The following is a 14,774-nucleotide window of genomic DNA, read 5'->3' as shown; positions in this document are numbered from 1 at the left end:
ATATTATATATAAAAATATATATTTTGCAACCATTCCGGAGATCGTACAATGTTTCTTAAATGCAAACGGTTTGCAAGCCTCTACCTCGTTCTAATATCGGTTTTACCACTTTTTGCTCAATCAAACGGCGTTCTCCATGGATATGTGCGTGACCGCCAAACCCAAGAGGCAATTCCGGGAGCCTCCATCCTCTTGGTGAACACCAAACTTGGGATTCAATCCGATTTGAATGGTAAGTACCGTATCGAAAATGTACCATTAGGTACTTACTCGATTCGATTCTCTGCGATGGGCTATCGAGAGGCAATTCGCTCCGATATCACAATCTCGCCGGGCAGAACTTCGTACTTGACCATTGACTTAGAACCACAGTCCCACGAAGCAAGTGAAATGGTTGTACTCGCCGATCCCTTTGAACAAGCACCTGAGATTTCTACCAGTACACTCCGGTTGCAGCAAGAGGAGATTCGCCGCGCTCCGGGTGCCCGTGAAGATCTGTCCCGGGCGATTCAGATAATGCCGGGCGTTCAAATGACGAGTGACGACCGAAACGATTTAGTTGTCCGAGGTGGATCACCGACCGAAGTGCTCTTTCGGATCGATGGCATTGAGTTTCCTAATCCGAATCATTTTGGAACGCAAGGGGCTACCGGCGGCCCTATCGGTATGGTTAACAACGATTTTGTTCAGGAAGTAAACTTTCTATCGGGTGGCTTTCCCGCACGTTTTGGCGACAAGACTTCGGCGGTTATCGATGTCACTTATCGGGAAGGGGCACCTAAGTTTACCGGGAGCGGTTATATCGGATTTGCCGGTGCAGGGGTCACATTGGAAGGACCACTCGCAAAAAAACGGGGCACATACTTAACCAGTTACCGCAAGAGCTATCTTGATCTGATTAGCGGTTTGATGAATTATGGTGCTTTGCCTAAGTATCAGGATTTCCAACTCAAGACAACACAATCAGTTTCGGAACGGGATCGCTTGACGCTGTTAGCGATTGCCGGTGAAAATAACATTCATTTCGATCCCGATCTTGAGGATAGTGAAAATCCGGCTACCGAAGACTTGCATTGGAAATCGGTCAGCGGAGTCGTTGGTGTAAACTATACCCGGATGTTCCCGAAACTGGGTTTCACTCGAGTGATTGTTTCCCATGATCGCGCCCGTTATATCACCACCATCGACACACTCGAATCTTTTGAGACAAAAGCATATAACCGCGCATTTTACAATTTCTCGACTGAGTGGCAAACCGATTTTCGAAACGAGTGGAATTTCCGTCTCAACAAAAACACCGAAGTAAATACGGGAGTCCAATGGAAGCAAGTCGGGTTTGATTACACGGTTTACTGGTGGGAACCTATCACGACCATTCAAAATGGCACTCCAGTTAACAATCCAGTGTACCAATCAGCTTTTGTTGCAGAGAATTCCTACAAAGCAGCCGGTTATCTTTCGATCACTCGTTCATTCGGTCCGTTTTGGATTTTGAACACCGGTGTTCGTTATGATTACTTCGATTTCTCAGAGGCTTCGAACTGGTCGCCAAGATTTGGCGCTACCTACCGGATCGATGCGGAGAGAAAGCTAACCTTTTCCTACGGACTGTTTGCTCAGACGCCTCCACTCATGATTTTGGCTGGGAATCTATCTAATCAACACTTGAAGAACATGTTAGCAGAGCATGCTGTAATAGGATACGAGCACATATTAAACAACGACACCCGGCTTACTTTTGAAATGTATGACAAACGATACCGGCAGGTTCCGGTCACAAGTGAGCGATATCGTTGGGGCAGTTTACAGAATGCTGGTGCGGAGTATGGCGGAGTCGGCACCTTTGATGCAGTCTCAAATGACGGAACCGGACGAAGTTATGGTGTTGAAATGATGTTTCAAAAGAAACTGAAAGACGGACTGTACGGAATCGCATCGGCGAGTTGGTCACGCACGAGTTATACACCGGCCGATGGTGTTGGGAGATGGGGACAGTTCGATTCGCCCGTAGTGGCTAACATAGTCGGCGGGTGGAAACCCAACAATCGGGTCGAATTTAGCTTCAAGTGGACTTATGCGAGTGGCGCACCTTATACGCCGTTGATGGAATCGATATCAGAACAATTGAATTATCAGGTGTATGATACCTTACACGTTTACTCGGAACGACGTACACCTTACCATCGACTCGATTTGCGTTACGATTACCGATTCTTCTTTACGAACTGGAACTTGGTAACGTGGTTTTCGATCGAGAACATCTACAACCGTCAGAATTTCTACAATACGTATTGGAACCGTAAGACAAAGGAACAGATTACTCGCTACCAGTCCGGGTTCTTCCCCATTGGTGGTTTTACCTTTGAGTGGTAATAGTTTCAAAATTGTTATGAATCGGAAAAAGGATTTTTTCGAAGATTCCAATGATAAACTGACAATTTGTGCTTGAATATTCGGCAGATACGAGCAAATCTGTTGCAAACAGCTTCCTGCGTGTGTATTATGCAGATGAAAGGGCAATGAATCGGAAAAGTTACATGGACATCTCATTCTTTTCTGTTAGCTTGCTCAGCTTCCCGGTTGACCTCACCGAGATTTTCCCCGGTGCATTCATTGGATTGTTTTTTTATGCGTTCGTTTAAGCACTCTGTTCCCATACTAAAACTATACGATTATTTAATCGTACCAATCCAAATTGATATGGACGATTACACTGCGAGTGAATTGCGAAACGATATCCTAACCCGAATCGAAGCAACGAACTCGAGAGGCGTATTGATCGATATTTCCGTAGTTGATATGGTCGATAGCTACCTCGGTCGACTTTTGGGAGACACCGCGCGGATGGCAAGACTGATGGATTGCGAAGTCGTTTTAGTGGGGATGCAGCCGGCGGTGGCATTAACTCTGGTCGAACTTGGTCTTAATCTTGATATGGTTCATACCAGTCTGCATCTTGAGAGCGGCATCGCATTATTGAATAAATTAGCGAAGCACCGGTGATGGATACGAAAATCGTAGAGATTCGCGAAGAGAAAGATGTCGTCATTTGTCGGCAGGAGTGCCGGACATACGCAAAGAACCTTGGTTTCTCGTTGGTCGATCAAACACGAATTACCACCGCAGCAAGTGAGTTGGCACGCAATATCTTTGAGTATGCAAAAACCGGGGTTGTGAAAATCGAACGAGCGACAAACGAAGATAAATCCGGGCTGAAAATGACCTTTTCCGATAACGGACCCGGAATAGCGAATGTCGACCTTGCATTAAAAGAAGGATGGAGCTCCCACCGCGGAATGGGGATGGGGATGCCGGGTTCCAAACGGTTAATGGATGAGTTTTCGATTTGGTCGGAGTTAGGCAAAGGAACCGTAATTACGACAATCAAATGGTTGCGATGACAAGCAAGATCGAGAAGGATTACAACGATGGGTAACGAAAAAGGGACGCTTGAGAGTTTATTGGGACTTCTGGAAGCTACCTCGGGTTATCTGCGGATAACCGATATGGATCAACTATGCCAGTTAACGGCAGATTCGATTATTCTTCATTCGACCTTTCAACGTTGCGTGGTTTCGGTGATCGAAATCGACAATACATTCCGGCGAGCTGCATTTGCGGGAATTACCCCGGCAGAAATGGATGAATTGCGGACGATGCCGCGACGTACCCTCGAAGATACCCGTCATCAATTGATCGACGACTTCTTAATCGGCCGTTCCTATTACATTCCTCACGATCGTTCGCAAATGGAAGGCTTGAAGAGCCGTCGCACTTATAACGAGAGTGCCGAGTGGCATCCCGACGATTTTCTGTTTATCCCGCTTTTCAATCCAGACGGAGCGATTGTCGGACTGATTAACGTCGATGATCCCAGCGACGGCAAGCGCCCCACCATTTCCACGTTATTGCCGCTCGAGTTGTTTGCTAACCAAATGGCGGCAGCGCTGGAGAATATCCGTAACCACCAGAAGCAAACGGCCCTGATCCAACGACTGCGCGACCAACAGAATGTCGTAATGGAGCTTTCGACGCCGGTGATACAAATTGCCGAGGGGATACTTGCATTACCACTCATTGGAGCCGTCGACAGTGTTCGCGCCCAACAGGTCACTGAGAATATTTTACAGCGGATAACGGAAACTGAAAGCACTGTCGTAATTATCGATATCACCGGTGTGCCGATTATTGACACGTTAGTAGCATCCCATTTGATCAAGACAGTAGCAGCTTCCCGGTTGCTGGGCACTGAAACAATTATCTCTGGTATCAATCCGGAAATCGCCCAAACTTTAATTCACCTCGGAGTCGATTTATCGAAGATATTGACCAAGTCGAAGTTGTCGCGAGCGATTGAAGCGGCATTACGGATGACAAATCGAACAATTGCGCCATTGGCGTAGGGGATTGCATGGCGCTCGAAGGTATTACCCGTAAAATAAACATTTACCCTGACCCCGGCGCCGCACTGGAAACCATCCAGTTCAATTCTATTGCCGATATTCCTACAATTGTTGCGCGTGGTATGTTCTTTGCCAAGCAACTCGGATTTGTCGAACGAGATTTTCACGAACTGGAAATTGTCATTCGCGAGTTGTTAACAAACATTTCCCGACACGCTGGCGGGTATGGTGTTGTGAAAATGTACAGTGCACCAATCGACCATCATCGGGAATTGATAATTGATTTTATCGATTTTGGTCCGGGAATAAACGATTCTCATTTAGTGTCGGAAGGAATATCGAACGGTAAATCGCTTGGCGGTGGGATACCAGCCGTTCGCCGTTTTTGCGACCGCGTGGAACTACTAAAGAATCATCCCAGAGGCGCGATAGTCCGGATTGCGAAAAGCGGTAAACAAGTTTCCCATCAACCGATAGGAGCGTTTGTCGTTGTCACCCGTCCGTTTCCGGGAGAATCGACGAATGGGGATCAGGCGACCGTTATCCATCTCGGCGATACAACTTTGATTGCATTAGCCGATGGATTAGGTCACGGAGCAATAGCTTACGAAGCGTCTTCGATGGCGATACGGATCATCGAGCAAAATGCTGGAATTCCGTTAGAGCAACTGCTGGCTATCTTGCATAGTGAGTTGCGAAAAACCCGAGGCGCTGCAGTTTCGATTGCTCGAATTCACGCTCGTAGTTCACGCATTGAGTATCTTGGGGTCGGAAACGTTCTCACCACGCTCAGCAACGGCGTCGAAACCCGGTTTGTGAATTTCAATGGTACGGTTGGTTTGGAAACACCGCGAGCAAAAGTAATGGAGTATCAGGTTTCTGATGGAATGATTTTCGCGATGTTTAGCGATGGTTTGACGAGTGATTGGTTGATTGACTGTGTACCAAAAGGGCAATACAACTTGTATGAGTGTGCGCGAACTCTGTTGGGAAAATATGCCCGACCGAATGACGACGCGACTTTAGTGTTAGGAAGATTGGCATTGAACGAATTGTGAATGCTGTAACCGACATCGAGTCTGATTATCTGAAAGTAATCGAAACCTTGAAACAGGAAATCTCCTCGTTACAAGAGGAGTTGCTCGAAACAAATCGCGGTGTTGTGGCGTTGTATTCGGAAGTGCAAGGGGCAAATGAAAAACTGCAGCTCCAGCAACATGAGTTAGAGGAAAAGAACCACGCTTTAGAGGATGCAAACCATCAAATCGCAATCCGGGAACGCCACGCCGCCATTGGACAAATGGTAATCACCTACAACCACGAAATCAACAATCCCCTTTTTATTGTACACGGGACGCTTCGTCTTCTCGAAATGTCCACCATGAAGGATGAGACAGTTCTTCGCGAAAAATTAGCGATGATGATTAAACAGTGCGACCGCATCGCCAAGGTACTCGAACGGATACGTGAATTCGATAACTTGATTCCGAAAGAGTACATTAATTCCGCCCTCCTCGATTTAAATATATCCCCTGACAATCAGTAGATTCCCATTTTTTTTCTAAAGAGTACTGAGCGATTTGCAAATGCAAAATCGCTTTTTGTAGTTTCCTTTTCTTCGCAAAAGGAGGTAAGAACAATGTGTAAATCAATTCGTAGCTTAAGCATAACAGTCATTGCTATTGTATTCTTGGCAGGCTCATTGTTTGCCCAAGACGCTGGAAAGAACGCTAATAACGGGGGACTAAGCATGGATGAGAAGAAGATGCAGGAGATGTTCGCACTTTGGCAAAAGTACGCGTCTCCATCTAAACCACACGAATCGTTCAAAAAGTTAGAAGGTGATTGGAAAGCGGAAATGAAAATGTTCATGGGACCGGATGCTCCTCCACAGCAATCGAGTTCTGTGTGTTCCTATGAATCAGTTATGGAAGGACGGTTCCTTCAGTTCCATTACACCGGTAAAATGATGGATATGCCCTATGAAGGGATTGGTTACCTTGGTTACGATAACTTCAAACAGAAGTACAATCTGTTTTGGATCGACAACATGACTACGGCGATAATAATCGCGTATGGTGAAGCGAGTGCCGATGGGAAAACGATTACATTGATGGGGAAGATGGATGAACCGACTACCGGTGAGAAGGATAAGGATGTGAAGTACGTTTACAAATTCATCGACGACAATCACCACACTTTTGAGATTTGGGATTTACTTCCCGGCAACGAGTTTATCGCACTCGAGATTGATTATTCGCGATAAACATACCATAGTAAGAAGTTTCTAACGACCGGGCGGGTGTTGTATCCGCCCGTTTTCTTGTGAAGATGGCTCAAATGCCGTTTGCCGAGCAACTGCGCGACCATTATTTTATACAATGTATAAAGTATAACCCGATTCCACTCTGCAGGAGCCGATATGACCTCCTTTACCAGCGGCAACACCCAAAATAAATCTGATTGCCGCGTTGAGTTCACCCCGGAAACCACTGGTGGGCTTTCCATTTCTGTCAACACCAAAGTTGAAGTGATGTACGGCGATTCGATTCGAGAGCTTTCTCTTGACACTCTCCACGAACTCGGAATCGAACACGGGACATTGCAGATCGACGATGCCGGCGCACTTCCGTTTGTGATTATGGCACGGATCGAAGCGGTCGTAAAGACAGCATTCCCCGATTGCAAGCGAGCGGCGCTGCCGGAATGGAAAGAGTTTTGCCGATATAAGTCGTCGCGGGAGCACTTGCGACGCAGCCGGCTTTACATTCCCGGAAATCAACCGAAACTGATGTTGAATGCTGGATTGCATAAACCGGACGGCATCATTCTCGATTTAGAAGACTCGGTCGCGCCACCCGAGAAACTGTCAGCGAGGTTCATCGTCCGCAATGCGCTGCGGGTGATCGATTTCTTTGGCGTGGAGCGATTGGTGCGTGTTAATCAAGGGGCGTTGGGTTTGGCGGATTTGGAAGAAATCGTTCCGCATAACGTCCATCTCATTTTACTGCCGAAAATCGAAACCGCCGATCAAATGCATCAAGTCGACGCAAAAATTGCCGAAGTATCGAAGCGGTGCGGTCGAACCGAACCGGTATTTTTGATGCCGATTATCGAAAGCGCGCTCGGCATATTAAACGCATTGTCGATTGCGACCGCGAGTCCGAACAATGTCGCATTAGCGATTGGTCTCGAAGATTACACCGCCGATCTCGGTACGCAGCGCACTCTCGATGGCAAAGAATCGTTCTTCGCTCGCAGTATGATTATCAATGCCGCTCGCGCCGCCGGTTTGCAACCAATCGATACCGTTTACTCCGACGTTGCCGATATGGTGGGATTACGAAAATCAGTCGAACAATCGCGCGCGATGGGATTCGATGGCATTGGCTGCATTCATCCACGACAAATCGCTCCTATCAACGAAGCGTTTACCCCGACTGAGGATGAGATTTCTAAAGCAAAACGAATTGTCGTCGCCTTCGACGATGCGCAGAAGCGGGGACTTGGAGTGGTGTCGCTCGGAAGCAAAATGATCGATCCACCAGTGGTAAAGCGTGCCGTGCGCACGATCGATATGGCGGTCGCCTATGGCAAACTGGCGGCAGATTGGAAGCAATCGTAGCGGCGTATGGCATACGCCCAATTCTGTTGCGTAGACAATCCTGTCGGCGCGCTTGTCTTTGCGAGGAAAGTAGTGACGAAGCAATCCCGGCAGATTATCACTGTTTTGTTCTTTCTCATTGCGGTTGCTTCGAATGCATCCCCGCCCATGTTACTACAGATCGACGGTATTGAAATCGCTGTTCCTATTCGTGAATGCACCGTAAATACTTTTCTGCAGCGTTCGATTTTATATGAGCCGATCGATGTCGTGCGGGATGGACTCCCGTGGTTTGGTACTCGGCGCGACGATTGGCGTAGCGGCGTTCGGATTCGCAAACACATGGGATTGGATTTCTATTCCGATACGATTGTTGTGGTAGCAGCTGGAGATGGCGTTGTGACCGCAGTCGGCAGAGGTAAGCAGTGGGGCGGCAGCATTACCATCGATCATGGCGATAGTATTGCGACGATGTATTTACATATCTCGGAGTGGATGACTTACATAGGCGCAGCGGTGAAACGTGGCGACGTCATCGGGGAAATATTCCAGCCGGAAGGGAATGCGTATCAAACACAGTTGCATTGGTCGCTCTTGAAAAATGGAAAATTCATCGACCCTTTACCGTTGATTCGCCGAACGCATCGTGACAACAAAACCATTCAAACGATCTTACAGGAATTCGATCGCACGAAACAGAATCGCCTCCAGCGCCGCGATTCTCTAATGTCACAGTAGGGACAGACGCCGCTGTCTGTCCTTGTTAATTATTCGTGACCTCGACAATGGAGGTTGGGCACTCTTGCCCGACAGTTTTCTGACGCGGGGTAGGGGCGGTTCGCGAACCGCCCGATAGAAAAACGGGTCGTTCACGAACGACCCCTACCGTACGGGCTTAGAACCTTGTAACCACCACTGTTTTTGTGGATAGACGGGGTGTCTGTCCTACGGATCGGAGAAATCCATGAGTCCAACGAAAAAAGAAGTACCAACCAAGAAGAAACCGCCAACTACGAAACAATTGGCGGCGATGGTAACGGAAATTCAGACAAGACTCGCGGAACACGGCGACCCGGCAATCGTCAAGAAATACGCCTACTATTTCAAAGAGGGTTATGACGCGTACGGACTACCCACGGGTGTATTTGAAAAGATTCGTGAAGAGTTATTTGCGAAGTATTCGGAAGAGCTCGACTTCTCCGGATTCCTCGATCTCGCCGATATCTTGATTCGTCATCCGAAGTATGAGGAGGGTTCGCTCGCGATTACCTGGCTCATGAAATTCCGCAAAGAGTTTACGGCGGAGACCTTTGAGCGGGTGGGGAAGTGGTTTGACGATGGCGTTCGCAATTGGGCGCATAGCGACTATCTCTGTGGCGACACGATGAGTTACTTTCTGCTCGACGGCGTAATCGATTATCGAGCATTCAAGGAATGGCGGACGATGGAGTCAAAGTGGCGGCGACGCGCGGTGCCGGTGTCGCTCCTGATTTACTTACGCGACAATGCCGAGACTCGCAAGAAAGCCGACGTATTGAAAGTGGGTACGCTGACGAAACTGCTCGCCTTCGTCGAACCGCTCATGAAGGATCAGGAGCGCGTCGTCCACCAAGGGCTTGGCTGGTTCTTACGCGAAGCATGGAAACGCGATCCCGAACCGGTGGAAGCGTTCCTATTGAAATACAAAGACACGGCAGCGCGACTCATCTTCCAATACGCCACCGAGAAAATGAGCAAAGAGCAGAAAGAGCGCTTCCGAAAATCCAAATGAATTGGAGGTTGGGCACTCCTGCCCGACAATTCTCTGACGCGGGGTAGGGGCGGACCATCGTGTCCGCCCGAAAAGAACGAACAGGCTTGGATGCCCGTAACCATCACGAAACCGTACGTTGGCAATGATATCTCCAACGGGCACAAGATAGTGGACAGACAAGAGTGTCTGTCCTACGGGGTAGGGGCGGACTCCCACGTCCGCCCGCACTTGGAGGTTGGGCACTCTTGCCCGACACTCTGTAGGGGCGCAAACGCTTGCGCCCGAACAAAAACCTGGTCGAAGCGTTTCGACCCCTACTCTTGCCACAATAGGGTAAAAACGTGTAAACTCTAAGGAACCGTACGAAATCGAAAGGAAAGTCAAATTAGTCGTTTCATTTTCTTGGAAAGGGGATGTAAATGGAAAGTTTACAAGTAGCATTCGTAGCAGATCAGATTGCTCATTTGCTTTATGATTTTTTACCTGGAAATGCAAATCTTCGTTGGGGAAAAGCATACAGGTGTTTTGAGAATATCGCCACAGAATGTGGTTTGGGCAACTACTGGATTGGTGGAAGTAAGGAAAAAGCCATCTCAGAACTAATGTTTAGGACTTTGGTGAATGAAAGAGGCACATTTGAAAAACTACTAATCTCAGTAGTACGCAATGGTATCACATATAGAAAAAAACAGAATAAACCTGTCACGAAGCAGGAAATCGAACTTCTAAACGGTCTTTTGTTAAAAGTTCAGTTTAAATTTCCAGAGTTGTGGGATTCTGGTTTTCTATTTTCGCTTGAAGAAGGTTTAGATAGTGTGAAAGAAGACTACTTGAAAGAAAAAAGAAAAGATGAGTTATTAACAGTAGATGTTTCATTAAAAATTCATGAGTTTAATCAGATAAAAGATCAATATTACGGAATAATGAACATGGAAAATCGGCAAAAAGCAGGAAAAGAATTTGAGATTGTATTAAATGGATTGTTTGAGCATAGTGGTTTGTCTCCAAGAAAAGCATTTAGAGTTGTCGGTGAGGAAATCGATGGTTCGTTGGAGTTTGAAAAAGAGATTTATTTAATCGAAGCGAAATGGGAAAAATATCCTTTATCTGAAGCACCATTGTCAAATTTCAGAGAGAAGGTAACTGGAAAATCGCTATTTACACGAGGTATATTTATTTCATATAATGGATTCACGAGCAATGCTGTAGATGCATTGACCAGAGGAAAGCAACCAATCTTCTTTCTTGTTGATGGGCAAGATTTGCATTATGTATTTGAAAATAAAATAGAATTAAAGGAGCTACTTAGCAAAAAGTTGAGACTACTTTGCGAAGAAGGCAAAGTCTTTGTTCGAGCTATTGATTTATTATAAGCTGGTAAGTTTATATGATTACGAATTCCGCAAATCGCCCCGTCCCGGAAATTGTGAATGGTATCGAGAGTGTTCCATTCCAAGGGGTCGGGAAGTATCAACCGACGGGACGCAAAGCCGCGCCACCGATTCGGTCATGTCAAAATTATCCGCTCGACGGCAACAAGATCGTTCCGTCGTTGCGCGATGCACTCATCAAGTGCGGGCTGCGCGATGGGATGACGATTTCCTCGCACCACCATTTCCGCAACGGCGACTTGATCATGAATCAAGTGTTCGATATCGCCGCAGAGCTGGGTGTGAAGGGTCTGCGTTGGTTCCCCTCGGCGGCGTTTCCGTGCCATGCGCCGATGATTCGCCATCTCGAATCGGGCGTCATTCACCACATCGAAGGTTCGCTCAACGGGCCGCTCGGACGGTACGTTTCCGAAGGGAAAATGCTCCCGAGTATGGCAGTATTGCGCAGTCACGGCGGACGTTGGCAAGCGGTACAGGACGGCGAAGTCCATATCGACATCGCCATTATCGCCGCACCGACTGCCGACCCGATGGGGAATGCCACCGGCGACCGTGGTCCCTCGGCATGCGGGTTGCTCGGTTTCGGTCTCGTCGATTCCGAATATGCCGATCATTCGATTGTCGTTACCGATAATCTCGTCCCGTTCCCCTGTATCCCATGGCAGATTCACGGACAGAATATCGATTGCGTCGTCGTGCTCGATAAAGTCGGCGAACCGTCGAAAATCGTCAGCGGTACCACTCAACTTACGAAGTCGCCCGACCGCCTCTATCTCGCCGAATTGACAGCGAAATTCGTCGAAGCGGCGGGAATCCTGCGCGACGGTTTTTCATTCCAAGCCGGCGCCGGCGGCACTTCGCTCGCCTTTGCGATTTATCTCAAAGAGATGATGATTCGCAAGCAGATAAAAGCGCGCTTCGTCCGCGGTGGTTCGACCAAGTACCTCGTCGAAATGCTCGAAATGGGACTCACCGATTACATCCTCGATGGACAAACCTTCGATCTTGACGGCGTTCGCTCGATGCGCGAAAATCCCGGCCACGTCAATACGTCGCCGTTCACTTCGTACAATTGGCACGGTAAAGGAAACTTCGCCTCGCTAATCGATGTGGTGGTACTCGGCGCGACCGAAGTCGATCTCAACTTCAATGCGAATGTCGTTACGCATAGCGACGGTCAAATGCTGCACGGCATCGGTGGCTGGCAGAATTGCCTCTTCTCGAAATGCACAATTCTACCGATTCCCGCATTCCGCGACCGCATTCCGGTGATTGTGGATCGGGTAACGACATTGTGCGGTCCCGGGGAACTCATCGATGTGATTATCACCGAGCGCGGGATTGCGATCAATCCATTGCGACAGGATCTCATCGATGCGACCAAAAACAGTGGACTACCATTGCGCACAATTGCATCGCTAAAGGAAGAAATCGACGATCTCTGCGGCGGCGCGCCGGCAAAACCGGAAATCACTAACGATGCGATTGGGGTGGTGAAGTGGGTCGATGGGACAATCATCGATACCATTTTTCGTCCGGTCTATCTTCCTCCCATCGGCGGTGCATCAGATGGTGGCGGCGGCGAGTAAACGAGTGAAAGGTATATGGTGTTAGGTGTAATGTCGTTGCGAGGAATCCGCCGTACGGCGGACGACGAAGCAATCTTATAATAATAAAAAGAAGAAATCATGTTAGAGCGCAGCGCACTCCTCGTTATCGATGTACAGAATGTTTATTGCACTCCCGATAGCAAACTATACATCGACAACCATCGGGAAATAGTCACGCAGATCAACCGGCTGATTGAAATCTACGAGAAGCGTCATCAGCCGGTGATATACATTCGTCATGCACTTCCCGCCGATGGTGATACCGGCCGGATGTTTGATTTTACAGGCACGCCGCGGGTGAGCGCATTTATCGAAGGATCGTCTGCGGTCGATTATCCGCCGCATCTAAAACTACTGCCGAATCGGTTGGAAATCACGAAGCATCGCTACTCGTCGTTTGTCGGAACGGGCTTGCAAACGATGTTGACTGCGCTGCAAATCGATTCCGTAACGATCACCGGATTCATGACGAACATCTGTTGCGAATCGACTGCACGCCATGCCCACGATCTCGACTATTACGTCTACTTTGTGAACGATGCGGTGAGTTGTCCCGACTTCCCGGCAACGCCGCGCGAGCTTGTCCATCATGCGACATTACACGCACTATCATTGGGATTTGCAGTCGTACAAACCACGCAAGAAATCCTCGCGACTGTGAAGGAAGTGTCTTAAATTCATTCACTTGTTTTATTTGATAGAATTGTTTGCATTCGATGGAATCGCTACCGATATTCCTATACCTAATTGGAGGAAACGATGGTCAACTGGAAAGAAATGCTACGCGGAAGCTTCGAGTACGAATACGCGGTAGCAGAAAAGTTAATGGATATGGTGAGCGACGACGAACTCAATTGGAAACCGGCAACGGGAACGAATTGGATGACAGTCGGACAAGTTTTGCATCACATGACGAATGCTTGCGGATTCTGTGTGAAAGGCTTCTGTACGGGCGATTGGGGCATGCCGGCGGATTTCGATCCGAGTAAGGCAAGCGAAGAAGATATGCTGCCCCCGGCGGAGAAAATGCCAACGGTAACCAGTGTCGCCGAAGCAAAGAAACTACTCGCCGAGGATAAAAAGTTAGCGTTTGAGATGCTCGATGCCAATCCGGAAGAGCGGTTCGCCACCGAAATCGCCAAAGCACCGTGGGATCAAATGGAGTGTAAGCTGGGTGAGCGTTGTATGCAGATGTCGAATCATCTGATGCAACATAAAGGCCAACTCTTCTACTACCTGAAACTGATGGGCAAACCGGTCAATACGATGCACCTCTGGGGCGCGTAAACCCTCGCAAATGGTATGTTGGAGTGACCGCGGCAAAGAATGTCGCGGTCATTTCTTTCGTGTGAGTAACAGAGAAGCGAAGACAAACGACATAACTCCGGTTATCCAATCGGAGTGAGAGGTGCGATGCTGAGGTGTGGTTACTTCTCTTTCTTCGCGGGAGCTTTTTTGGCGGCGGTTTTCGCAGTTTCCTTCTTTTCGGGTTTGGCGGCTTTCGGTGCTTCTCCGGCTGGTTTACGGCAACACGGCATGGTAAATTCCTTTCCACGGGTTAGTGTGGAATAAAATACCACTCGTAACCGGGGATTTCAATACGTATCTTTCCGAGTAACAGAATTTTGGACGAGAGATGAAGCAAGCCCACTGGTTATTATTGTGCCTCCTCGGTACCCTGACCGCGCCTGTCGTTTACGCGGTGTACACCCCAGAACAGTTTATGCAACTCATCTCCAAGGAGATGGGCGGGAAACGCTACCACCTTGCCTCACAGTACTCCGGCGCTGGAGCGGATAAACTGCAAGCGGTGATCTCCTCATTTCAACCACGCGGCTACTTACGCAACTATCCGGTCTATGTCATGGAGTCGTCCGATTGGAATGCGTTTGCCACCTCAGGCAGTTGTTCGCCCGATCTGATTTGCGTATTGACGGGATTACTCACCGAAGTGAAATCCTCCGACGAACTTGCCGCGGTGGTCGCGCATGAGTTGGTTCACAATTATGAGC

The 14,774-nt window shown here is 48.3% G+C and carries 15 protein-coding genes; all 15 read left to right on the top strand.

The window, feature by feature from the left end; genetic code table 11:
• The first annotated feature begins 49 nt into the window (after nt 1-49).
• Nucleotides 50-2,374, top strand: coding sequence for a TonB-dependent receptor (locus OEM52_09060; protein ID MDK9700279.1), 2,325 nt, complete (start codon nt 50-52; stop codon nt 2,372-2,374).
• A 255-nt stretch (nt 2,375-2,629) separates the two neighbouring features.
• A complete protein-coding gene (locus tag OEM52_09055; GenBank protein MDK9700278.1) occupies nt 2,630-3,004 on the top strand; it encodes an STAS domain-containing protein in 375 nt (124 codons plus the stop codon).
• Nucleotides 3,004-3,402 carry an anti-sigma regulatory factor gene (locus OEM52_09050; protein MDK9700277.1) on the top strand — a complete coding sequence of 133 codons (399 nt, stop codon included), beginning with the start codon at nt 3,004-3,006 and terminating at the stop codon, nt 3,400-3,402. The genes OEM52_09055 and OEM52_09050 overlap by 1 nt, the downstream gene beginning before the upstream one ends.
• A 27-nt stretch (nt 3,403-3,429) precedes the next feature.
• Nucleotides 3,430-4,404, top strand: a complete 975-nt coding sequence (locus tag OEM52_09045; protein MDK9700276.1) for an STAS domain-containing protein — start codon at nt 3,430-3,432, stop codon at nt 4,402-4,404.
• A gap of 8 nt (nt 4,405-4,412) precedes the next feature.
• Entirely contained in the window at nt 4,413-5,462 is a 1,050-nt protein-coding gene (locus OEM52_09040) for a SpoIIE family protein phosphatase (GenBank protein MDK9700275.1), read from the top strand.
• Nucleotides 5,459-5,950 (top strand): hypothetical protein, encoded by a 492-nt coding sequence (locus OEM52_09035; protein ID MDK9700274.1) that lies wholly within the window; start codon nt 5,459-5,461, stop codon nt 5,948-5,950. Before OEM52_09040 ends, OEM52_09035 begins: the two co-directional genes overlap by 4 nt.
• Before the next feature lie 93 nt (nt 5,951-6,043).
• On the top strand, nt 6,044-6,670 hold the full coding sequence (locus OEM52_09030) for a DUF1579 domain-containing protein (protein ID MDK9700273.1): 627 nt from the start codon (nt 6,044-6,046) through the stop codon (nt 6,668-6,670).
• 156 nt (nt 6,671-6,826) lie between these two features.
• On the top strand, nt 6,827-8,029 hold the full coding sequence (locus OEM52_09025; GenBank protein MDK9700272.1) for an aldolase/citrate lyase family protein: 1,203 nt from the start codon (nt 6,827-6,829) through the stop codon (nt 8,027-8,029).
• A gap of 72 nt (nt 8,030-8,101) precedes the next feature.
• On the top strand, nt 8,102-8,746 hold the full coding sequence (locus OEM52_09020; protein ID MDK9700271.1) for a M23 family metallopeptidase: 645 nt from the start codon (nt 8,102-8,104) through the stop codon (nt 8,744-8,746).
• Between the two features lie 226 nt (nt 8,747-8,972).
• Complete coding sequence (locus tag OEM52_09015; protein ID MDK9700270.1) at nt 8,973-9,779, top strand: DNA alkylation repair protein; 807 nt, start codon at nt 8,973-8,975, stop codon at nt 9,777-9,779.
• Between the two features lie 401 nt (nt 9,780-10,180).
• Complete coding sequence (locus tag OEM52_09010) at nt 10,181-11,134, top strand: restriction endonuclease (protein ID MDK9700269.1); 954 nt, start codon at nt 10,181-10,183, stop codon at nt 11,132-11,134.
• Between the two features lie 14 nt (nt 11,135-11,148).
• On the top strand, nt 11,149-12,741 hold the full coding sequence (locus OEM52_09005; protein MDK9700268.1) for a citrate lyase subunit alpha: 1,593 nt from the start codon (nt 11,149-11,151) through the stop codon (nt 12,739-12,741).
• Nucleotides 12,742-12,840: 99 nt separating this feature from the next.
• Complete coding sequence (locus tag OEM52_09000) at nt 12,841-13,437, top strand: cysteine hydrolase (GenBank protein ID MDK9700267.1); 597 nt, start codon at nt 12,841-12,843, stop codon at nt 13,435-13,437.
• 84 nt (nt 13,438-13,521) lie between these two features.
• Nucleotides 13,522-14,049, top strand: coding sequence for a DinB family protein (locus OEM52_08995; protein MDK9700266.1), 528 nt, complete (start codon nt 13,522-13,524; stop codon nt 14,047-14,049).
• A gap of 349 nt (nt 14,050-14,398) precedes the next feature.
• Nucleotides 14,399-14,774: M48 family metalloprotease (locus OEM52_08990; protein MDK9700265.1), on the top strand; the 376-nt coding region annotated here is incomplete at its 3' end.

The organism is bacterium, from assembly GCA_030247525.1.
GTDB lineage: Bacteria > Electryoneota > JAOADG01 > JAOADG01 > JAOADG01 > JAOTSC01.
This window is presented reverse-complemented; position numbering and strand designations above follow the sequence as displayed.

What these genes read in the sequence shown, in the direction of transcription:
- OEM52_09000 (MDK9700267.1), top strand. Translation starts at nt 12,841, where the DNA reads ATGTTAGAGCGCAGCGCACTCCTCGTTATCGATGTACAGAATGTTTAT.
- OEM52_09045 (MDK9700276.1), top strand. Translation starts at nt 3,430, where the DNA reads ATGGGTAACGAAAAAGGGACGCTTGAGAGTTTATTGGGACTTCTGGAA.
- OEM52_09025 (MDK9700272.1), top strand. Translation starts at nt 6,827, where the DNA reads ATGACCTCCTTTACCAGCGGCAACACCCAAAATAAATCTGATTGCCGC.
- OEM52_08995 (MDK9700266.1), top strand. Translation starts at nt 13,522, where the DNA reads ATGGTCAACTGGAAAGAAATGCTACGCGGAAGCTTCGAGTACGAATAC.
- OEM52_09050 (MDK9700277.1), top strand. Translation starts at nt 3,004, where the DNA reads ATGGATACGAAAATCGTAGAGATTCGCGAAGAGAAAGATGTCGTCATT.
- OEM52_09055 (MDK9700278.1), top strand. Translation starts at nt 2,630, where the DNA reads ATGCGTTCGTTTAAGCACTCTGTTCCCATACTAAAACTATACGATTAT.
- OEM52_09015 (MDK9700270.1), top strand. Translation starts at nt 8,973, where the DNA reads ATGAGTCCAACGAAAAAAGAAGTACCAACCAAGAAGAAACCGCCAACT.
- OEM52_09010 (MDK9700269.1), top strand. Translation starts at nt 10,181, where the DNA reads ATGGAAAGTTTACAAGTAGCATTCGTAGCAGATCAGATTGCTCATTTG.
- OEM52_09060 (MDK9700279.1), top strand. Translation starts at nt 50, where the DNA reads ATGTTTCTTAAATGCAAACGGTTTGCAAGCCTCTACCTCGTTCTAATA.
- OEM52_09030 (MDK9700273.1), top strand. Translation starts at nt 6,044, where the DNA reads ATGTGTAAATCAATTCGTAGCTTAAGCATAACAGTCATTGCTATTGTA.
- OEM52_09040 (MDK9700275.1), top strand. Translation starts at nt 4,413, where the DNA reads ATGGCGCTCGAAGGTATTACCCGTAAAATAAACATTTACCCTGACCCC.
- OEM52_09005 (MDK9700268.1), top strand. Translation starts at nt 11,149, where the DNA reads ATGATTACGAATTCCGCAAATCGCCCCGTCCCGGAAATTGTGAATGGT.